Source organism: Pseudonocardia thermophila (genome assembly GCF_900142365.1).
Classification (GTDB): domain Bacteria; phylum Actinomycetota; class Actinomycetes; order Mycobacteriales; family Pseudonocardiaceae; genus Pseudonocardia; species Pseudonocardia thermophila.
The window spans coordinates 162,246-176,916 of sequence record NZ_FRAP01000012.1; the positions used below are offsets into that span (position 1 = coordinate 162,246).

A 14,671-nucleotide genomic window follows, 5' to 3' on the forward strand; every position below is an offset into this window, starting at 1 on the left:
GAGCGTTCCGAGCGGAGCGAGGAGAAGACACAGTGAGCGTGATGCGCCCGCAGGAGATCGTCGAGCGCACCCTCGCCGCGGCAGCGAAGCTGGCCGGGTGCGTCGTGCTGGTGCGCGAGTCCAGCGAGGCGAACCTGCGCTGGGCCAACTCCACGATGACCACCAACGGGCTGGCCACCTCCGCGAGCGTCACGGTCGTGGCGCTGGTGGACGTCGAGGGCGGCACGGCGGCCGGCACCGTCAGCACCAGCGCGGCGATCACCGATCCAGCGCAGCTGCAGGAGCTCGTCGCGGCCGCCGAGCAGGCCGCCCGCGGCGCCGGGCCCGCTGAGGACGCGATGCCGCTGGTCGAGCCGGAGTGCGACGACCCGACGTGGGACGAGCCGGGTGCGGCCACGACGATCGGGGTGTTCGAGAAGCTCGCGGCCGGGCTGCCCGACGCGTTCGCCGGGCCGCACCGCCACTACGGGTTCGCCACGCACGAGCTGATGACGGTGTGGCTGGGCACGTCGGCGGGTGTGCGGCGGCGCTGGGTGCAGCCGACCGGCTCGATCGAGCTGAACGTGAAGAAGGCCGACCTGTCGTCGTCGGCGTGGACGGGCGCGTCGACGGCCGACTTCAGCGATGTCGACGTCACCGCGCTCGCCGCTGACGCCGCGCGGCGGCTCGAGTGGGGTGCGCGGAAGGTGCAGCTGCCCGCTGGGCGCTACGAGACGCTGCTGCCGCCGTCGTCGGTGGCCGACCTGATGGTCTACCTGGCCTGGTCCATGGGCGGCCGGTCGGCGCAGGAGGGGCACAGCGCGCTGGCCGGGCCGAACGGGCCGCGGGTCGGGGAGCGGCTCACCGAGCTCCCGCTGACCCTCTACAGCGATCCCGCCGCACCGGGCATGGAGTACGAGCCGTTCCTGACGGTCGGCCGCTCCGGCGAGGGTGTGTCGGTGTTCGACAACGGCTGCCCCACCCGCCGCGTCGACTGGATCTCCGGGGGCACGATCGCGGCGCTGCAGTACTCGCGGGCCGAGGCGGCGAAGTTCGGCACCGAGTTCACCCCGGGCGGGGAGAACCTGCTGTTCGTCGGCGGCTCGTCGGCGTCGATCGAGGACATGGTCGCGCGCACCGAACGCGGCCTGCTGCTGACCTGCCTGTGGTACATCCGCCCCGTCGACCCGACCACGCTGCTGCTGACCGGCCTCACCCGCGACGGCGTCTACCTCGTCGAGAACGGCGAGGTCACTGCGGAGGTCGAGCACAACTTCCGGTTCAACTACTCGCCGCTGGACGTGCTGCGCCGCACCACCGAGGTCGGTGCGACCCAGCGCACCCTCCCGCGTGAGTGGAAGGACTGGTTCACCCGGGCTGCGATGCCGCCGGTGCGGGTGCCGGAGTTCAACATGTCGTCCGTCTCGCTGGGGAGGTAGCCGTGGTGGCCGAGGAGCTCGACGAGCGCGGCAGGCCCGTGCCGCATCCCGCCGCGGACGAGGCCACCACGCTGCTCGGGTTCCTCGACTACCAGCGCGCCACCCTCGCCTGGAAGTGCCGTGGCCTCGACCGGGCCGGGCTGCAGGCCACGGTCGGCACGTCGACGATCACCCTCGGCGGGCTGCTCAAGCACATGGCCCTGGTCGAGGACGACTGGTTCACCCGGGACCTGCTCGACCGCCCCTGGCCGGACCCATGGCCTCAGGTCGACTGGGAGGACGATCCGGACTGGGAGTGGAACTCCGCCGCCGACGATCCACCCGAGCGGCTGTGGGCGCTGTGGGAACGGGCGGTCGAGCGGTCTCGCGCCGCGGTCGTCGGGGCCATGGCCGAGGGCGGGCTCGACGTGCTGGCGAAGCGGCCGTGGCCCGACGAGGCGCAGCCGCCGAGCCTGCGCTGGATCCTCGTCCACATGATCGAGGAGTACGCGCGGCACAACGGGCACGCGGACCTGATCCGGGAGAGCGTGGACGGGCTCACCGGCGAGTGAGGTTCTCGACCACCATCTGGGCGGCTTCCAGGGCGCGCCGGCAGGCCTGGTCGTGGGTCATGGGGCGGGCGCCGTGGTAGCCGTAGTTGACCTGCAGGATCTGGCCGGGCCTCACGCTCAGGACGATGGAGCAGCTCCGCTCGAAGTTCTGCAGGCGTCCGCGGGCGTTCACCGCGGTGAACGGTCCCACCCTGAACGGCTCGCCTACGGTGTCGATCGACTCGATGCCGATGAGATCGGTCGCGTCAACGTAGAAGGTCTCCCGCGGCTCGAATTCGTAGTGAGCCCAGATGCAGGAGCGCGTTCCTTCGGACGACGTGCCTGGACGAGGGCTCCCGACGCCGAGCTGTCCTGCCTGGGCCTGCGTCAGGGCACTGCACGGATCGAACTCATCCATGTCGAGTTCCGCAGCGAGGACCGGTTGCGGCTCGACGGGCGTTGCGCCTGTGGGCTCTGCGGCTCGTCCGGCTTCTGCGCACGCCGCGACCCCGGTCACGCAGGTCAGCGTCGCGAACAGGACAGCGAGCCACCTCACCACGGCAGCAGGTCGCGCAGGGTCGCGCTCATGCGCGCGACCGCGGCCCGGGTCGCCGTCGGCGTCATCTCGACGATCGAGTCCTCCGTGTAGCCGTAGGCCTCCGCCGCCTTCGCCAGGTTGTCGGCGATCACGAGCAGCTCGTCCGCGTACTTCTGGCAGGCCTCGAGGAGCAGAGCGGCGCGCTGCGGGAAGGCCACGGCGGCGTCGAACGACACCGGGTCCCGCCCGTAGGGCTCTGACTGCTGCCTCCAGTCCATGCGTTCACGTTCGAGCACCGTCGTCAGCTCTTGGTACTCCTCCAGCACGGCCCTGCGTACGTAGAGAACGTTGTTCCGGTCCACTGTGATCCCGGCCGCATCGGCGTGCGCCCGGGCCGCGCTGGCGTCGACGATGCCCCGGTCGTCCCCCTCGTACAGGCCCATGCGGGGCAGCGTAGGGGGCGGAACGGTCCAGGGTGGGCAGATCGGGGGAACGGATCGGACGCCGTGGGTCACCGGCGGATCGGTGAGCGGTCCCCGATCGAGTGGGCACGTGCACTGCGCACGGGGACGGCCACTCGCCGTGATCGGATCGGCCACCCGGCGCAGCGCGGCGTGGCGATCCGCCCCTTCGCCCGCAGGATGCCGTTCACTGTTCAGAAGCCCGGGAGGTCGGGCGGGAAGAGAGGGGCATCGCGTGTCCTACGAGGTGGTCACGGCCTACACCCTGCTCATCGGCGACGCCGACGGGCCGGTCGTGTCGGTCCACCAGACGGCGGAGGACGCCTGGCGGACCCTCGACCGCGAGGTCCGCGCGCGCTGCTGGATGCGGCCGCGGCCGCGCCGGCGCACCGATCCCGAGGCCGTCACGCGGCTGGCCAACGCGTGGCGGGCAGGCGATCCCGAGACCCGTTACTGGAACGTCACCGCGCACCGGCTGCCGATCCCGCTGCCGGAGATCGCCCGCGTCCCGTACAACAAGGCGTCCTGACTCAATCCTGGTCGGCGATCTCGCGCATCCGCTGAAGCAGCTGCTCGACCGTGATGCCGGGCGGTAGCGGGGTGCCCGCCAGCGTGCGCAGGTAGAGCCCGTCGCCGATGAGCTGGGCGAGCAGGGCCAGCACGGGGTCTCCGAGGTCGTCGCACAGCGCCGCGTAGCCGTCGGCGTCCACCTCCGCGAGCGCGGCCCGGGCCGCTCGGCCCGTGGGTGAGTCGTCGGCCAGCCGCAGCGCCGCCAGGTAGCTGCGGGCGAGGCTGCGCGAGGCGAAACCGGGCGCCGACGTGCGCACGTAGTACTGAACCGATCCCTCAGGCGCCGAGCGGATCGCGTCGGCGTCGGCCTTGCTGCGCTCCCGCAGGCGCTGCAGCACCCCCTCGGTCAGCGCGTCCTTCGACGCGAAGTGGTAGAGCAGTCCGCCCTTCGACACGTTCGCGGCGGCCGCCACCGCGTCGAGCGTGACGGCCCCGACGCCCTTCTCGATCAGCAGCGTCTCGTACGCGTCGAGCACACGGTCCCGGGCACCGGTCACCCGCGCAGTCTAGGTCGGTGATGGGAATAACCCAGTGGTCTATACCGTCTGGACGGTACAGTCGATCAGGAACGCGCTACCGACCGAGGAACGTCCACGATGTCCGCCACGCTGCCCGCAGTCCGCCCCGTCACCGGCCCGGCCGTCACCGCCGGGCTGCGCGCGTGGACCGGGCTCGCGGTCCTGGTGCTGCCCACGCTGCTGGTCGCCATCGACTCCACGGTGCTGTCGATCGCGCTGCCCGCGATCGGCGCGGCGCTGGCGCCGTCGGCGACCGAGCTGCTGTGGATCGTCGACGTCTACCCTCTGGTGCTGGCCGGGTTGCTGGTGACGATGGGCACGCTCGGCGACCGGATCGGTCGCCGCCGGCTGCTCATGATCGGCTCGGCCGGGTTCGGCGCCGTCTCGGCGCTGGCCGCGTTCGCCGCGTCCGGCTGGCAGTTGCTGGCCGCGCGGGTACTCCTCGGCTTCTTCGGCTCGATGCTCATGCCGGCGACCCTCGCGCTCCTGCGCGGTCTGTTCGTCGACCCGGTCAAGCGCCGCCTCGCCGTGGCGATCTGGGCGTCCGGGTTCGCGGCGGGCGCGGCGGCCGGGCCGCTGCTGGGCGGTGCGCTGCTGGAGCACTTCTGGTGGGGCTCGGTGTTCCTGGTGAACGCGCCGGTGATGGTCGGCCTGCTGGTGGCGCTGCCGCTGGTGGTGCCTGAGTCCCGCAATCCCGCCGCCGGCCGGCTGGACCTGCCCGGCGTGGCGCTGTCGCTGCTGGCGATGACCCCGATCGTGCTCGCGATCAAGATGGTGGCGCACGACGGTCCGACGCCCGCAGCGGGTGCTGCGCTCGCCGTCGGTTCGACCGCGGCGGTCGCCTTCGTGCACCGGGCGCGGACCCGGCTCGCCGCGGGGGAGGAGCCGCTGCTCGACGTGACGCTGTTCCGCTCCCCGGTGCTGCGGCTGTCCGCCCTCGCGAACGCGACCACGATGTTCGGCTACACCGGGCTGCTGTTCTTCTCCGCGCAGTACCTCACGCTGGTCGTCGGGCTCTCGCCGGTGGAGACGGGTGTGGTGCTGCTGCCCGGGTTCGTCGTGACGATGGTCGCCGGGATCGTGGCGAGCGCGCTCGGCCGCCGCTACCGCATCGGCGTGCTCGTGCCGGCCGGGATCCTCACCGCGGCCACCGGGCTGGCCGTCGCCACGCTGCTGAGCGGCGATTCGATCGGCCTGATGGTCATCTCGTCGGTGCTGCTCGGCGCGGGTATCGGGCTGTCGGAGACGATCACCAACGACGCCATCCTCGCCGCCGCCCCGCCTGCTCGGGCCGGTTCGGCGTCGGCCGTGTCCGAGACCGCGTACGAGATCGGCGCGGTGCTGGGGACGGCGGTGCTGGGCAGCGTGCTCTCAGCCGTCTACACCTCGTCGGTCGCCGCGTCGGACGGACCCGCCCACGAGACCCTCGGCGGCGCCGTCGCGGAGGCCGCGCGGATGTCCGCGCAGGCGGGTTCGGCCCTGCTCGACTCGGCTCGCGCCGCGTTCCTCGCCGGCACGTCGGCCGCGGCGGCGGTGGGCGCCGCCGTGCTGGTCGCGGTCGCGGCGCTCGTCGCGGTGGGGCTGCGCGAGCACTGATCCGTGCCAGGATCCCGGCTCACGCGGGACGACTTCACCGGCCCGCCTGATCCGACTGACGCTGCGGGCCACGGGCCGCAACACCGCGGGCATCGAGGTACCGACGAGGTCCGCTCGGCGGGAGCCGCAGGCCGCCGGTGACGGCCACCGCGAACGGCTACCGGTGGCGCAGCTCGATCGCGCGGATGGGGGCCGCGCCGGTAGCGGTGCGGAGTTCGAGCTCCTGGCGTACTCGAACGAGCGCCGGCTCGTCATGGCGATCGAGGACGCCAAGACGGCCGCCACCGTGAGCGGCGGATCGCGAAGATCGTCGCGGGCCTCGACTAGACCCCGCTCGAGCGGCCCTTGTCCCGGTGGATGCGGTCGTACTCGCGCTCGGCCAGCCGCTCGGTGACGTTCTCGTGGATCTCGGCGGCGCGCCGGGCAGCGCGGACCCGCAGCAGCACGAGCATCGAGATGCCGTACGCGACGCCGAGGGTCAGCAGCACCACCCCGAGCTTGACGATGAACGTCTGCACGCTGTTGCCGGTGTCGACGCGCATCGCCGAGATGATCGCCAGCACGCCCAGCGTGATCAGTAGGAAGAGCACGAACAGCAGGAGGTTCAGCGACCGGGTGACCTTCCGGTCGTGGAACACCTCCAGCAGGAACGGCTCACCGGCCCGCATCAGCACGATGCCGACGGCCACCGTCAGCACGACGGAGATGAACACGAGCGTGAGGTACTGCGCGGTGTCGGTCATCGAGTCTCCCGCCGCCGGACCGGTGCACCGAGCGTACGTGGCGTGACCCGTTCGAGCGAACCGTGAGCCGTGGGCGTGGAGATTCCGAGCCTCAGATGTCCCGGGTGATCGTCTCGTCCCGGCCGGGGCCGACCCCGATCGCACTCACCGGGGCACCCGTCAGCTCCTCGATCCGCTCGACGTACGCCCGCGCGGCCGGCGGCAGCTCGGCGAAGTCGCGGCAGCGGGAGATGTCCTCGAACCAGCCCGGCATCTCCTCGTACACCGGCACTGCGTGGTGCACGTCGGTCTGCGTCATCGGCATGTCGTCGACCCGGCGGCCGTCGATCTCGTAGGCCACGCAGACCGGCACCCGCTCCAGGCCGGAGAGCACGTCGAGCTTGGTGAGGAAGAAGTCGGTGATCCCGTTGACCCGCACCGCGTAGCGGCCGATGACGGCGTCGAACCAGCCGCAGCGGCGCGCTCGGCCCGTCGTGACCCCGAACTCGCCGCCCTGCTTGCGCAGGTACTCGCCCATCTCGTCGAACAGCTCGGTCGGGAACGGGCCCGAGCCCACCCGGGTGGTGTAGGCCTTCAGGATCCCGATCACTCGAGTGATCTTGGTGGGGCCGATGCCGGACCCGACGGCCGCGCCGCCCGCCGTCGGGTTCGAGCTGGTCACGAACGGGTAGGTGCCGTGGTCCACGTCGAGCAGGGTGCCCTGCGAGCCCTCCAGCAGGACCGTGTCGCCGGCCTCCAGCGCCTGGTTGAGCAGCAGGCGGGTGTCGGCGATGCGGTCGGCGAATTTGCGCCCGTGCGCGAGCACTGTGTCGACGACCTCGTCGACGTCCAGGGCGCGGCGGTTGTAGACCTTGACCAGCACCTGGTTCTTGAACGCCAGTGCGGCCTCGACCTTCTGGTGCAGGATCTTCTCGTCGAGGATGTCGGCGACCCGCACACCGACGCGGGCCACCTTGTCCTGGTAGGCGGGGCCGATGCCGCGTCCCGTGGTGCCGATCTTGGCCTTGCCCAGGAAGCGCTCGGTCACCTTGTCGATGGCCACGTGGTACGGCATGATCAAGTGCGCGTCGGCCGAGATCAGCAGGTTGCTCGTGTCCACGCCCTTGGCCTCGAGGCCGGAGAGCTCCTCCAGCAGCACGCCCGGGTCGACGACCACACCGTTGCCGATGACGTTCTTCACACCCGGCGTCAGGATCCCCGAGGGGATCAAGTGCAGGGCGAAGTCCTGTCCGTCCGGCAGCACCACTGTGTGGCCGGCGTTGTTGCCACCCTGGTACCGCACCACCCACTGTGCCTGACCACCGAGGATGTCGGTGGCCTTGCCCTTGCCCTCGTCGCCCCATTGGGCGCCGATCAGCACGATCGCCGGCATGTGAGACTCCAGATCGACAGCAAACCGCAGGGAGGCTAGCCGATCTCGTGACCTCGATCGACTCGGAAGTCGTGCTGCTGGCCTGTGCCGGATCGGCACCGGCGCCGCGGCCGCTCCCGCTTCACGGTAGTCGGCGACCGCGCACGCTGCCCGACATCCCCCGGATAGACCTGTCCGGTCCCCCCGACCGGAGTAACATCGACCCCATCCTGCGGGACCGCTCCCCCCGCCGTGTCATCGTCGCGGGTGGTGACGCGGACCTCGCCGCCGTGGTGCTGCGGCTGCTGCGCACCGAGCGGCTCGACGTCGAGATCGCCTACCTCCCGGCCGGCCCGACCCCGGCCACCCGTGCGTGGGGGCTGCCGCACGGCCGCGCCGCCGCCGAGCTCGCCGTCGCCGGCACCGCAGGCCCGGTGCCGCTGGTGCGCGACGACAACGGCGGGGTACTCGTCGGCCGCGGGGAGATCAGCCCGATCGTCGGCGAGTGCTGGTGCGATCAGCACCTGGTGCTGCGCGGCCGGGGTCCCCGGCTCGTCGTGGTGCCCACCCCGGACGGCATCGCGGTGCGCGCCGGGCGCAGCCGCCGACCCCCCGACGGGACCCTGCGCCCGCTGCCGCCGAAGATCCCGTCCGGACGTGGCTCGGCGGTCGGGCGGGCCGTGCAGATCGGTGGGGAGCCGATGACGGTCGTCCACGACGGCGTCACCCACCCCCGGCTCGTTCCGCGCTGGACGTGGTTCCGGCACACCGAAGACCTGCTGCTCGTGCGCGCCTGAGGCCGTGTTCTCGGCGATGCGACGAGAAGTGGTGCGCGAGTCCCGCGTCCGGTCCGGCGAGTCGTGCGTGCCACCCTGCGAGTCTCGCGATCAGTACGGCGAGTCCTGCGTCCGGGCACACGAGGTGCGCGTTCGGTCAGGACAACCGGACCCGCAGCTCGAGGCCCGGCGCGGAGGACCTCGGTCCCGACGCAGCATTCGCCGGACCGGACGCGCGACTCGCCCGGGGGATCGCGCGACTCGCCCGGCCGGAACGCGCGACTCGCCCGGCCGGCCTCGCCTCACGCCGCGGGGCGCTCGTGGTAGCGGTCCACGTACTCCTGGTGCGATAGCTGCGCGATCGCGTCCATGATCTCGTCGGTGACCGCCCGGCGGATCACGTTGGACGCCTCCAGGCCGTCGTAGCGGGAGAAGTCCAGCGGCTCCCCGAACGTGACCGTGACCGGGCGCAGCCGCGGGATCAGCGCGCCCTTCGGCAGCACCTCGTCCGTGCCGTGCAGCGCCACCGGCACCACCGGCGCCCCGCTGCGCAGCGCCAGCGTCGCAACGCCCGTGTGCCCCCGGTGCAGCCGTCCGTCCAGCGACCGGGTCCCCTCCGGGTAGATCGCGAACACCCGGCCCTCCTGCAGCACCTCCATAGCGGCGGCGATCGCGGCGAGTCCCGCCTTGGCGTTGGCCCGGTCGACCGGGATGTAGCCGAGCGCCCGCAGGAACGCCGCGAGGGCGCGCCCCTTCAGCCCGGTGCCGGTGAAGTACTCGGCCTTGCCGAGGAACGCGACCGGGCGGGTCGCCGTGAGCGCGATGGCTGCGGTGTCGATCGCGGAGAGGTGGTTCGCGGCGAGGATGACCGGGCCGGTCTTCGGGATCCGCTCCGCACCGTTGACGACGGGGCGGTAGATCAGGCGGACGAGCGGAGCGAGCAACCAACGGACGATCAGCTGCACAGTTGAGCAACGCTAGCTCAGCGTGAACGAGTTCCTCAACGGCGCCTCCCCGCCGTACCGTGCCGGCGTGCGCCTCCCGTACCGCCCGCGGCGGTCGCTCCCGCCGGAGACGGCCGAGTTCCTCGAGCGCCTGCGCCCGCGCGACCGCGGTGACCTGCTCGACGAGCTGCGCCGGTGGTGCTCGCCGGGGACGCGCCACCTGGTCTCGCCCTGCCCGTTGACGAGGTCGCCGCCTTGTTCGGGGGCAGCGTGATCCCGGTCAGGGAGGCGCTGAAGACGCTGCGGCTGGATCGCCTACCTGGTCATGTCGATCCGCCGGTTCATCGACTCCATCGTGTTCGCACTGCTCGTGGTGATCACGGCGGCGACCACGAAGCCGGTGTTCGGCGAGCTGATCACCGACCCGATCGAGACGGTCGCCCGGCTCGGCAGCACGTTCGCGATCGTGCTCGGCGCGCTGACGTTCATGATCGCCACGGTCGGCATCAACATCGTCGCGGACCTCGTGTCCCCGGCCTTCGACTCCTCCGACGTCGCGCCGCAGCGGATCAGCTGGCGCACCGGCGGGATGATCGCGGCCGTCGGCTCGGTGCTGATCACACCGTGGAACCGGTACTCCAGCCCGCAGGTCATCCACTACACGCTGGACACGCTCGGCGCCTTCATCGGCCCGCTCTACGGCGGGCTGATCGCCGACTCCTACCTGGTGAAGAAGCGGCGGGTGGTCGTCGACGATCTCTACGCACTGCGCCCGGACGGCACCTACCACTACGCGGGCGGGGTCGACCGGGTCGTGGTCGCCGCCACCGCGGTGGGTGCCGTCGTGGCGATGCTGCTGGTGTTCCTCGGCTCGTCGGACGCCGCGGCGTTCAGCTGGTTCCTCGGCACGGCCGTGGCGTTCGTGGTGCACTGGCTGGTGTCCCAGTGCACCGTCGCCCCGGTCAGCCCCGCAGCAGACTGAGCGCCTCGGCCCGGGAGAGCCCGGTGGCCTGCAGCAGGTCCACGGCGATGGAGCGCACCTGCGCCAGCATCACCGTGCCGGAGGCTCCGGGCTCCCAGTCCAGCTCCCGGGCGCGGCGCGCCACGTCCAGGACTGCGTCCCGAGCACTGCTGCGGTCGCCCTCGCGGCTCAGCTGTGCGGTGAGCACCCCGACCGCGCCGGCCAGTTCCCCGACGACGTCGGCGAACTCCGGCGCGGTGGGTTCGCCGTCCTGCAGAGCGGTGAGCGCGCGGCGGGCCAGCACACGGGTGTTGCGCATCGCGTAGTCGGCCCGCTCGGCCAGTTCGCCGTACGCCGTCAGCGCTCCGCGGCGCCGCCGCACCAGCGGGGACACCCGGGTGACCTCCGCCCCGGCGCGCAGCGCCGCACGCAGGTCGTCGACCAGCGGCTGGGTGGCCCGGCCGCGACGGAGCGCGGCGGCGGCGAGCTCGGCATCGCCGGTGCGCAGGGCGGTGGCGACGTCACCGAGCACACCGGCCAGCTCGTCGAGCAGCATCCGCGACTCGCGGCGCACCGGCGCCACCGGATCGGTCGGCAGCAGTGCCGCCACCAGCAGCCCGAGCGAGCCACCGACGAGCGCGTCGACGCAGCGATCGAACCCGCCGGACTCACCGGGCGGCAGCAGGGTCGCCACGAGCACCGCGGAGGCCCCGGCCTGGGCGACGAGCAGGGCGGCGCCGTCGGCGAACACCGCAGCGGCCATCGCCAGCGCGACGACCAGCGTGATCTGCCAGGCTCCGCTGCCGATCACCGAGATGATCAGGTCGCCGACCAGCACACCGAGGCTGACCCCGACGACCAGCTCCGCGGCCCGGCGCAGCCGCGACCCCAGCGAGATGCCGAGGGAGATGACGGCCGCGATCGGCGCGAAGAACGGCCGCGTGTGGCCGATCAGGTCGTTCGCCACGAACCACGCCGCGCCCGCGGCGGTCGCGCACTGCAGGATCGGCACCCACGACGCCCGCACGCGCTCGATCCGGCGGGCCAGGTGGCGGCGGAACCGGCGCAAGCCCTACAGTCCGAGCTCCTTGGCCGCGACCGGGTCGCACTCGTCGAGGAAGGTGCGCGTGCGCTCCACCTCGTCGGTCTCCCCGATGGCGGCGGCCGCCCGGTGCAGCGCGGCGAGCGCGCGCAGGAAGCCCCGGTTGGGCTCGTGCGACCACGGCACCGGGCCGTGACCCTTCCAACCGTTGCGGCGCAGCTGGTCGAGGCCGCGGTGGTAGCCGGTGCGGGCGTAGGCGTACGCGGTGATCGTGGCGCCGTCGGTGAGGGCGCGCTCGGCCAGCAGCGCCCAGGCGAGGCTGGACGTCGGGTGCGCGGCGGCGACCGCGTCCGCGGCGGCCCCGCCGGCCAGCTCGGCGGCGGCAGGGTCGGTGGGCAGGTAGGTGGGATCGGGCCCGAGCAGGTTCCCGGAGAGCGTCATGGTGCCCATGATTGCGGCTCGGGCCGACGAAGCGAGCCGCGGGCTGCGGTGCCCGGCCGGACAAGGGCCGGTGGGCCCGGACCGCAGCGGCCCGGGCCCACCGGCCCCGCACGTCACTTGCTGAGCGTGGTGCCCGTCGAACGCAGGTGCTCGCACGCCTGCACGACGCGGGCGGCCATGCTCGCCTCGGCGGCCTTCAGGTACGAGCGCGGATCGTAGGTCTTCTTGTTGCCGACCTCGCCGTCGACCTTGAGCACGCCGTCGTAGTTGGTGAACATGTGCGCCGCGATCGGGCGGGTGAAGGCGTACTGGGTGTCGGTGTCGATGTTCATCTTCACCACGCCGTAGTCGACCGCAGCGTGGATCTCCTCCAGCAGTGAGCCGGACCCGCCGTGGAAGACGAGGTCGAACGGGCGGGCGTCGGCGGGCAGGCCGAGCTTGCGCGCGGCCACCTCCTGGCCCTCCTTGAGGACCTCGGGGCGCAGCTTCACGTTGCCCGGCTTGTACACGCCGTGGACGTTGCCGAACGTCGCGGCCAGCAGGTAGCGGCCCTTCTCTCCGCCGCCGAGCGCCTCGACCGTGCGCTCGTAGTCGCTCGCGGAGGTGTAGAGCTTCTCGTTGATCTCGTTGGCGACGCCGTCCTCCTCGCCGCCCACGACGCCGATCTCGACCTCGAGGATGACCTTCGCCTTGACCGCCTGGTCGAGCAGCTCGGCCGCGATCGACAGGTTCTCCTCCAGCTCGATGGCCGAGCCGTCCCACATGTGGGACTGGAACAGCGGGTTCTCGCCGCGGTCGACGCGCTCCTGGCTGATCGCGAGCAGCGGGCGGACGAACTTGTCCAGCTTGTCCTTCGGACAGTGGTCGGTGTGCAGCGCGATGTTCACGGGGTACTTCGCGGCTACGACGTGCGCGAACTCGGCGAGGCCCACGGCGCCCGTGACCATGTCCTTCACCGCGGTGCCCGACAGGAACTCCGCGCCGCCCGTGGAGACCTGGATGATCCCGTCGCTCTCCGCTTCTGCGAACCCGCGCAGCGCTGCGTTGAGCGTCTCCGTGCTCGTCACGTTGATCGCCGGGTAGGCGTAGCGGCCCTTCTTGGCCCTGTCGAGCATCTCGTTGTAGATCTCCGGGGTGGCGATCGGCACGGCATACCCTCCTGTCGACGTTCTCCGGCACGAGTATCCCGCATCGGCGGCGGCGCAGGGCGCTCCACTACATTGGAGGCCGTGCGCGGCGACGTGGGAGAGAACGCCGTCGAGCAGACCCTGACGCAGCTGCGGGTGCTCGACGATCGGCCACATGCGCGGTCGACGCCCTCCACCGCACCCCGCACGCTGGCCGACCTCTACCGCGATCACCGGCAGCGGATGGTCCGCCTCGCCGTCCTGCTCGTGGACGACCCGGCCACCGCCGAGGACGTCGTCCAGGAGGCGTTCGCCGGGCTGCACCGGCACTGGTCGAGCCTGCGCGACGAGGAGGCCGCGGTCGCCTACCTGCGCACCGCCGTCGTCAACGGCTCCCGCTCGGTGCTGCGGCGGCGCCGCACCGCCCGCGACTACGTGCCGCCGCACCAGGTCAACGCGCGTTCGGCGGAGTCGCTGGCGATGCTCTCCGCCGAGCACCAGGCCGTCGTGGACGCGCTGGCCACGCTTCCGCCGCGGCAGCGCGAGGTGCTCGTGCTGCGCTACTACGGCGGACTGTCCGAGGCGGAGATCGCCGAGGCGACCGGGATCACCCGCGGCACCGTGAAGTCGACGGCGAGCCGCGCCCTCGATGCCGTGGGCCGCGTGATGAACAACCCTGGCGGCTCCTGATCGGTCGTCACCAGGCATGATGGCGGGCGTGACTACCGACGACGCGGAGCGCCGCCTCGCCGAGGCCCTGCGCGCCCGAGCCGTCGGCATGCAGCCGATGCCGTCGGCGCAGTCCTACGCGCCACTGCGGGTGCGCCGGGCCGCGCCGCCCGAGCCGGGCATGAGCGTGCGCACCGCGCTGCTGCTCGCGCTGCTGGCCGGCGTCGTGCTGGGCGTCGTGCTCGGGCTCATGTCGTTCTGGCTGCCCGGAGCGCTACCCCCCATCGGCTGAGGGTCGAATCGGACATCCCGGTATCGTGGGCGCGTGACTCACACCCTGGCTCTCGGCCCGGAATGGCTGCAGCCCGAGGTCATCATCACCTGGCTCGGGCCGTGGGCGCTGGTCGGACTGGCGCTCATCGTGTTCGCCGAGTGCGGGCTGATGTTCGGGTTCTTCCTGCCCGGGGACTCCCTGCTGTTCACGGCCGGGGTGTTCGTCGCGATCAACTCGATCCAGTACCCGCTCTGGTTCGTCTGCACGGTGCTGGTGATCGCGGCGTTCGTCGGCAACGTCGTCGGGTTCTACGTCGGCCGGGTCGTCGGCCCGCCGATCTTCGAACGGCCGAAGTCGCGGCTGTTCAAGCCCGAGCACGTGCAGAAGACGCACCACTTCTTCCAGAAGTACGGCAACCGCGCCATCGTGCTCGGCCGCTTCGTCCCGATCGTGCGCACGTTCATCACGGTGATGGCGGGCGTGGCGCGGATGGACCCGAAGCGCTACCTCGTCTACTCCGCGATCGGCGGCGTCCTGTGGGCTGCCGGGGTCACGGTCCTCGGCTACTTCCTCGGGCAGGTCGAGTTCGTGCGCGAGAACATCGAGGGCATGATCATCGCGATCGTCCTCGTGTCGATCATCCCGATGATCGTGGAGTACGTCCGGGCCCGCCGGGCCAAGCCGCGCAAGCGCGGGGCGCACGCGAAGTAGC

19 protein-coding genes are annotated in these 14,671 nt (G+C 72.0%); 10 read left to right on the plus strand and 9 right to left on the minus strand.

Annotated elements, in window-relative coordinates; all coding sequences use genetic code 11:
* Positions 1-41 precede the first annotated feature (41 nt).
* Together BUE41_RS16755 and BUE41_RS16760 are read left to right on the plus strand one after the other, a co-directional pair.
* Complete coding sequence (locus BUE41_RS16755; protein ID WP_200803963.1) at positions 42-1,418, plus strand: metallopeptidase TldD-related protein; 1,377 nt, start codon at positions 42-44, stop codon at positions 1,416-1,418.
* 2 nt (positions 1,419-1,420) lie between these two features.
* Complete coding sequence (locus tag BUE41_RS16760) at positions 1,421-1,969, plus strand: DinB family protein (RefSeq protein ID WP_234997327.1); 549 nt, start codon at positions 1,421-1,423, stop codon at positions 1,967-1,969.
* Here BUE41_RS16760 and BUE41_RS16765 read toward each other — a convergent pair.
* Positions 1,956-2,465 (minus strand): DUF3558 domain-containing protein, encoded by a 510-nt coding sequence (locus BUE41_RS16765; protein ID WP_159444926.1) that lies wholly within the window; start codon positions 2,463-2,465, stop codon positions 1,956-1,958. The two genes, BUE41_RS16760 and BUE41_RS16765, sit on opposite strands and share 14 nt — an antisense overlap.
* Before the next feature lie 35 nt (positions 2,466-2,500).
* Positions 2,501-2,929 carry a hypothetical protein gene (locus tag BUE41_RS30825; RefSeq protein ID WP_073458038.1) on the minus strand — a complete coding sequence of 143 codons (429 nt, stop codon included), beginning with the start codon at positions 2,927-2,929 and terminating at the stop codon, positions 2,501-2,503.
* A 253-nt stretch (positions 2,930-3,182) separates the two neighbouring features.
* Here BUE41_RS30825 and BUE41_RS16775 point away from each other — a divergent pair, with 253 nt between their 5' ends.
* Positions 3,183-3,476, plus strand: a complete 294-nt coding sequence (locus tag BUE41_RS16775) for a hypothetical protein (RefSeq protein WP_073458039.1) — start codon at positions 3,183-3,185, stop codon at positions 3,474-3,476.
* A gap of 1 nt (position 3,477) precedes the next feature.
* Here BUE41_RS16775 and BUE41_RS32450 read toward each other — a convergent pair whose 3' ends face one another.
* Positions 3,478-4,014 (minus strand): TetR/AcrR family transcriptional regulator, encoded by a 537-nt coding sequence (locus BUE41_RS32450; RefSeq protein WP_073458040.1) that lies wholly within the window; start codon positions 4,012-4,014, stop codon positions 3,478-3,480.
* A gap of 99 nt (positions 4,015-4,113) precedes the next feature.
* On the opposite strand from BUE41_RS32450, the gene BUE41_RS16785 reads away from it, so the two are divergent.
* Entirely contained in the window at positions 4,114-5,631 is a 1,518-nt protein-coding gene (locus tag BUE41_RS16785) for an MFS transporter (RefSeq protein ID WP_073458041.1), read from the plus strand.
* Between the two features lie 323 nt (positions 5,632-5,954).
* On the opposite strand, the gene BUE41_RS16790 is transcribed toward BUE41_RS16785, so the two are convergent.
* Both BUE41_RS16790 and BUE41_RS16795 read right to left on the minus strand, forming a co-directional pair.
* On the minus strand, positions 5,955-6,374 hold the full coding sequence (locus BUE41_RS16790) for a hypothetical protein (RefSeq protein WP_073458042.1): 420 nt from the start codon (positions 6,372-6,374) through the stop codon (positions 5,955-5,957).
* 91 nt (positions 6,375-6,465) lie between these two features.
* Positions 6,466-7,746, minus strand: coding sequence for an adenylosuccinate synthase (locus BUE41_RS16795; protein ID WP_073458043.1), 1,281 nt, complete (start codon positions 7,744-7,746; stop codon positions 6,466-6,468).
* A gap of 269 nt (positions 7,747-8,015) precedes the next feature.
* On the opposite strand from BUE41_RS16795, the gene BUE41_RS16800 reads away from it, so the two are divergent.
* Positions 8,016-8,522 carry a hypothetical protein gene (locus BUE41_RS16800; protein ID WP_234997328.1) on the plus strand — a complete coding sequence of 169 codons (507 nt, stop codon included), beginning with the start codon at positions 8,016-8,018 and terminating at the stop codon, positions 8,520-8,522.
* A gap of 281 nt (positions 8,523-8,803) precedes the next feature.
* On the opposite strand, the gene BUE41_RS16805 is transcribed toward BUE41_RS16800, so the two are convergent.
* Positions 8,804-9,466 (minus strand): lysophospholipid acyltransferase family protein, encoded by a 663-nt coding sequence (locus BUE41_RS16805; RefSeq protein ID WP_073458044.1) that lies wholly within the window; start codon positions 9,464-9,466, stop codon positions 8,804-8,806.
* A 67-nt stretch (positions 9,467-9,533) separates the two neighbouring features.
* On the opposite strand from BUE41_RS16805, the gene BUE41_RS32000 reads away from it, so the two are divergent.
* The gene (locus tag BUE41_RS32000) at positions 9,534-9,719 is read left to right on the plus strand and encodes a hypothetical protein (RefSeq protein ID WP_234997330.1); all 186 of its coding nucleotides are present in this window, start codon (positions 9,534-9,536) and stop codon (positions 9,717-9,719) included.
* A 51-nt stretch (positions 9,720-9,770) separates the two neighbouring features.
* A complete protein-coding gene (locus tag BUE41_RS16815) occupies positions 9,771-10,427 on the plus strand; it encodes a cytosine permease (protein ID WP_084755222.1) in 657 nt (218 codons plus the stop codon).
* On the opposite strand, the gene BUE41_RS16820 is transcribed toward BUE41_RS16815, so the two are convergent.
* From BUE41_RS16820 to fbaA, 3 genes are all read right to left on the minus strand, one after another.
* A complete protein-coding gene (locus BUE41_RS16820) occupies positions 10,408-11,475 on the minus strand; it encodes an FUSC family protein (RefSeq protein WP_143172197.1) in 1,068 nt (355 codons plus the stop codon). The two genes, BUE41_RS16815 and BUE41_RS16820, sit on opposite strands and share 20 nt — an antisense overlap.
* Before the next feature lie 3 nt (positions 11,476-11,478).
* Positions 11,479-11,889, minus strand: coding sequence for a DUF3151 domain-containing protein (locus tag BUE41_RS16825; RefSeq protein WP_073458101.1), 411 nt, complete (start codon positions 11,887-11,889; stop codon positions 11,479-11,481).
* 113 nt (positions 11,890-12,002) lie between these two features.
* Entirely contained in the window at positions 12,003-13,037 is a 1,035-nt protein-coding gene (gene fbaA, locus BUE41_RS16830) for a class II fructose-bisphosphate aldolase (protein ID WP_073458046.1), read from the minus strand.
* Positions 13,038-13,118: 81 nt separating this feature from the next.
* Here fbaA and BUE41_RS16835 point away from each other — a divergent pair, with 81 nt between their 5' ends.
* From BUE41_RS16835 to BUE41_RS16845, 3 genes are read left to right on the plus strand one after another with little or no spacing between them, the layout of a single operon-like run.
* Complete coding sequence (locus BUE41_RS16835; protein WP_234997331.1) at positions 13,119-13,706, plus strand: SigE family RNA polymerase sigma factor; 588 nt, start codon at positions 13,119-13,121, stop codon at positions 13,704-13,706.
* Positions 13,707-13,734: 28 nt separating this feature from the next.
* Entirely contained in the window at positions 13,735-13,977 is a 243-nt protein-coding gene (locus BUE41_RS16840; protein ID WP_143172198.1) for a hypothetical protein, read from the plus strand.
* Positions 13,978-14,010: 33 nt separating this feature from the next.
* Positions 14,011-14,670 carry a DedA family protein gene (locus BUE41_RS16845; protein ID WP_073458049.1) on the plus strand — a complete coding sequence of 220 codons (660 nt, stop codon included), beginning with the start codon at positions 14,011-14,013 and terminating at the stop codon, positions 14,668-14,670.
* Position 14,671: the final 1 nt, after the last annotated feature.

Excerpts from the sequence above, each read along its gene's own strand:
- BUE41_RS30825 (WP_073458038.1), bottom strand. The coding sequence starts at position 2,929 with ATGGGCCTGTACGAGGGGGACGACCGGGGCATCGTCGACGCCAGCGCG.
- BUE41_RS16785 (WP_073458041.1), top strand. The coding sequence starts at position 4,114 with ATGTCCGCCACGCTGCCCGCAGTCCGCCCCGTCACCGGCCCGGCCGTC.
- BUE41_RS16755 (WP_200803963.1), top strand. The coding sequence starts at position 42 with ATGCGCCCGCAGGAGATCGTCGAGCGCACCCTCGCCGCGGCAGCGAAG.
- BUE41_RS16825 (WP_073458101.1), bottom strand. The coding sequence starts at position 11,889 with ATGACGCTCTCCGGGAACCTGCTCGGGCCCGATCCCACCTACCTGCCC.
- BUE41_RS16815 (WP_084755222.1), top strand. The coding sequence starts at position 9,771 with ATGTCGATCCGCCGGTTCATCGACTCCATCGTGTTCGCACTGCTCGTG.
- BUE41_RS16790 (WP_073458042.1), bottom strand. The coding sequence starts at position 6,374 with ATGACCGACACCGCGCAGTACCTCACGCTCGTGTTCATCTCCGTCGTG.
- BUE41_RS16795 (WP_073458043.1), bottom strand. The coding sequence starts at position 7,746 with ATGCCGGCGATCGTGCTGATCGGCGCCCAATGGGGCGACGAGGGCAAG.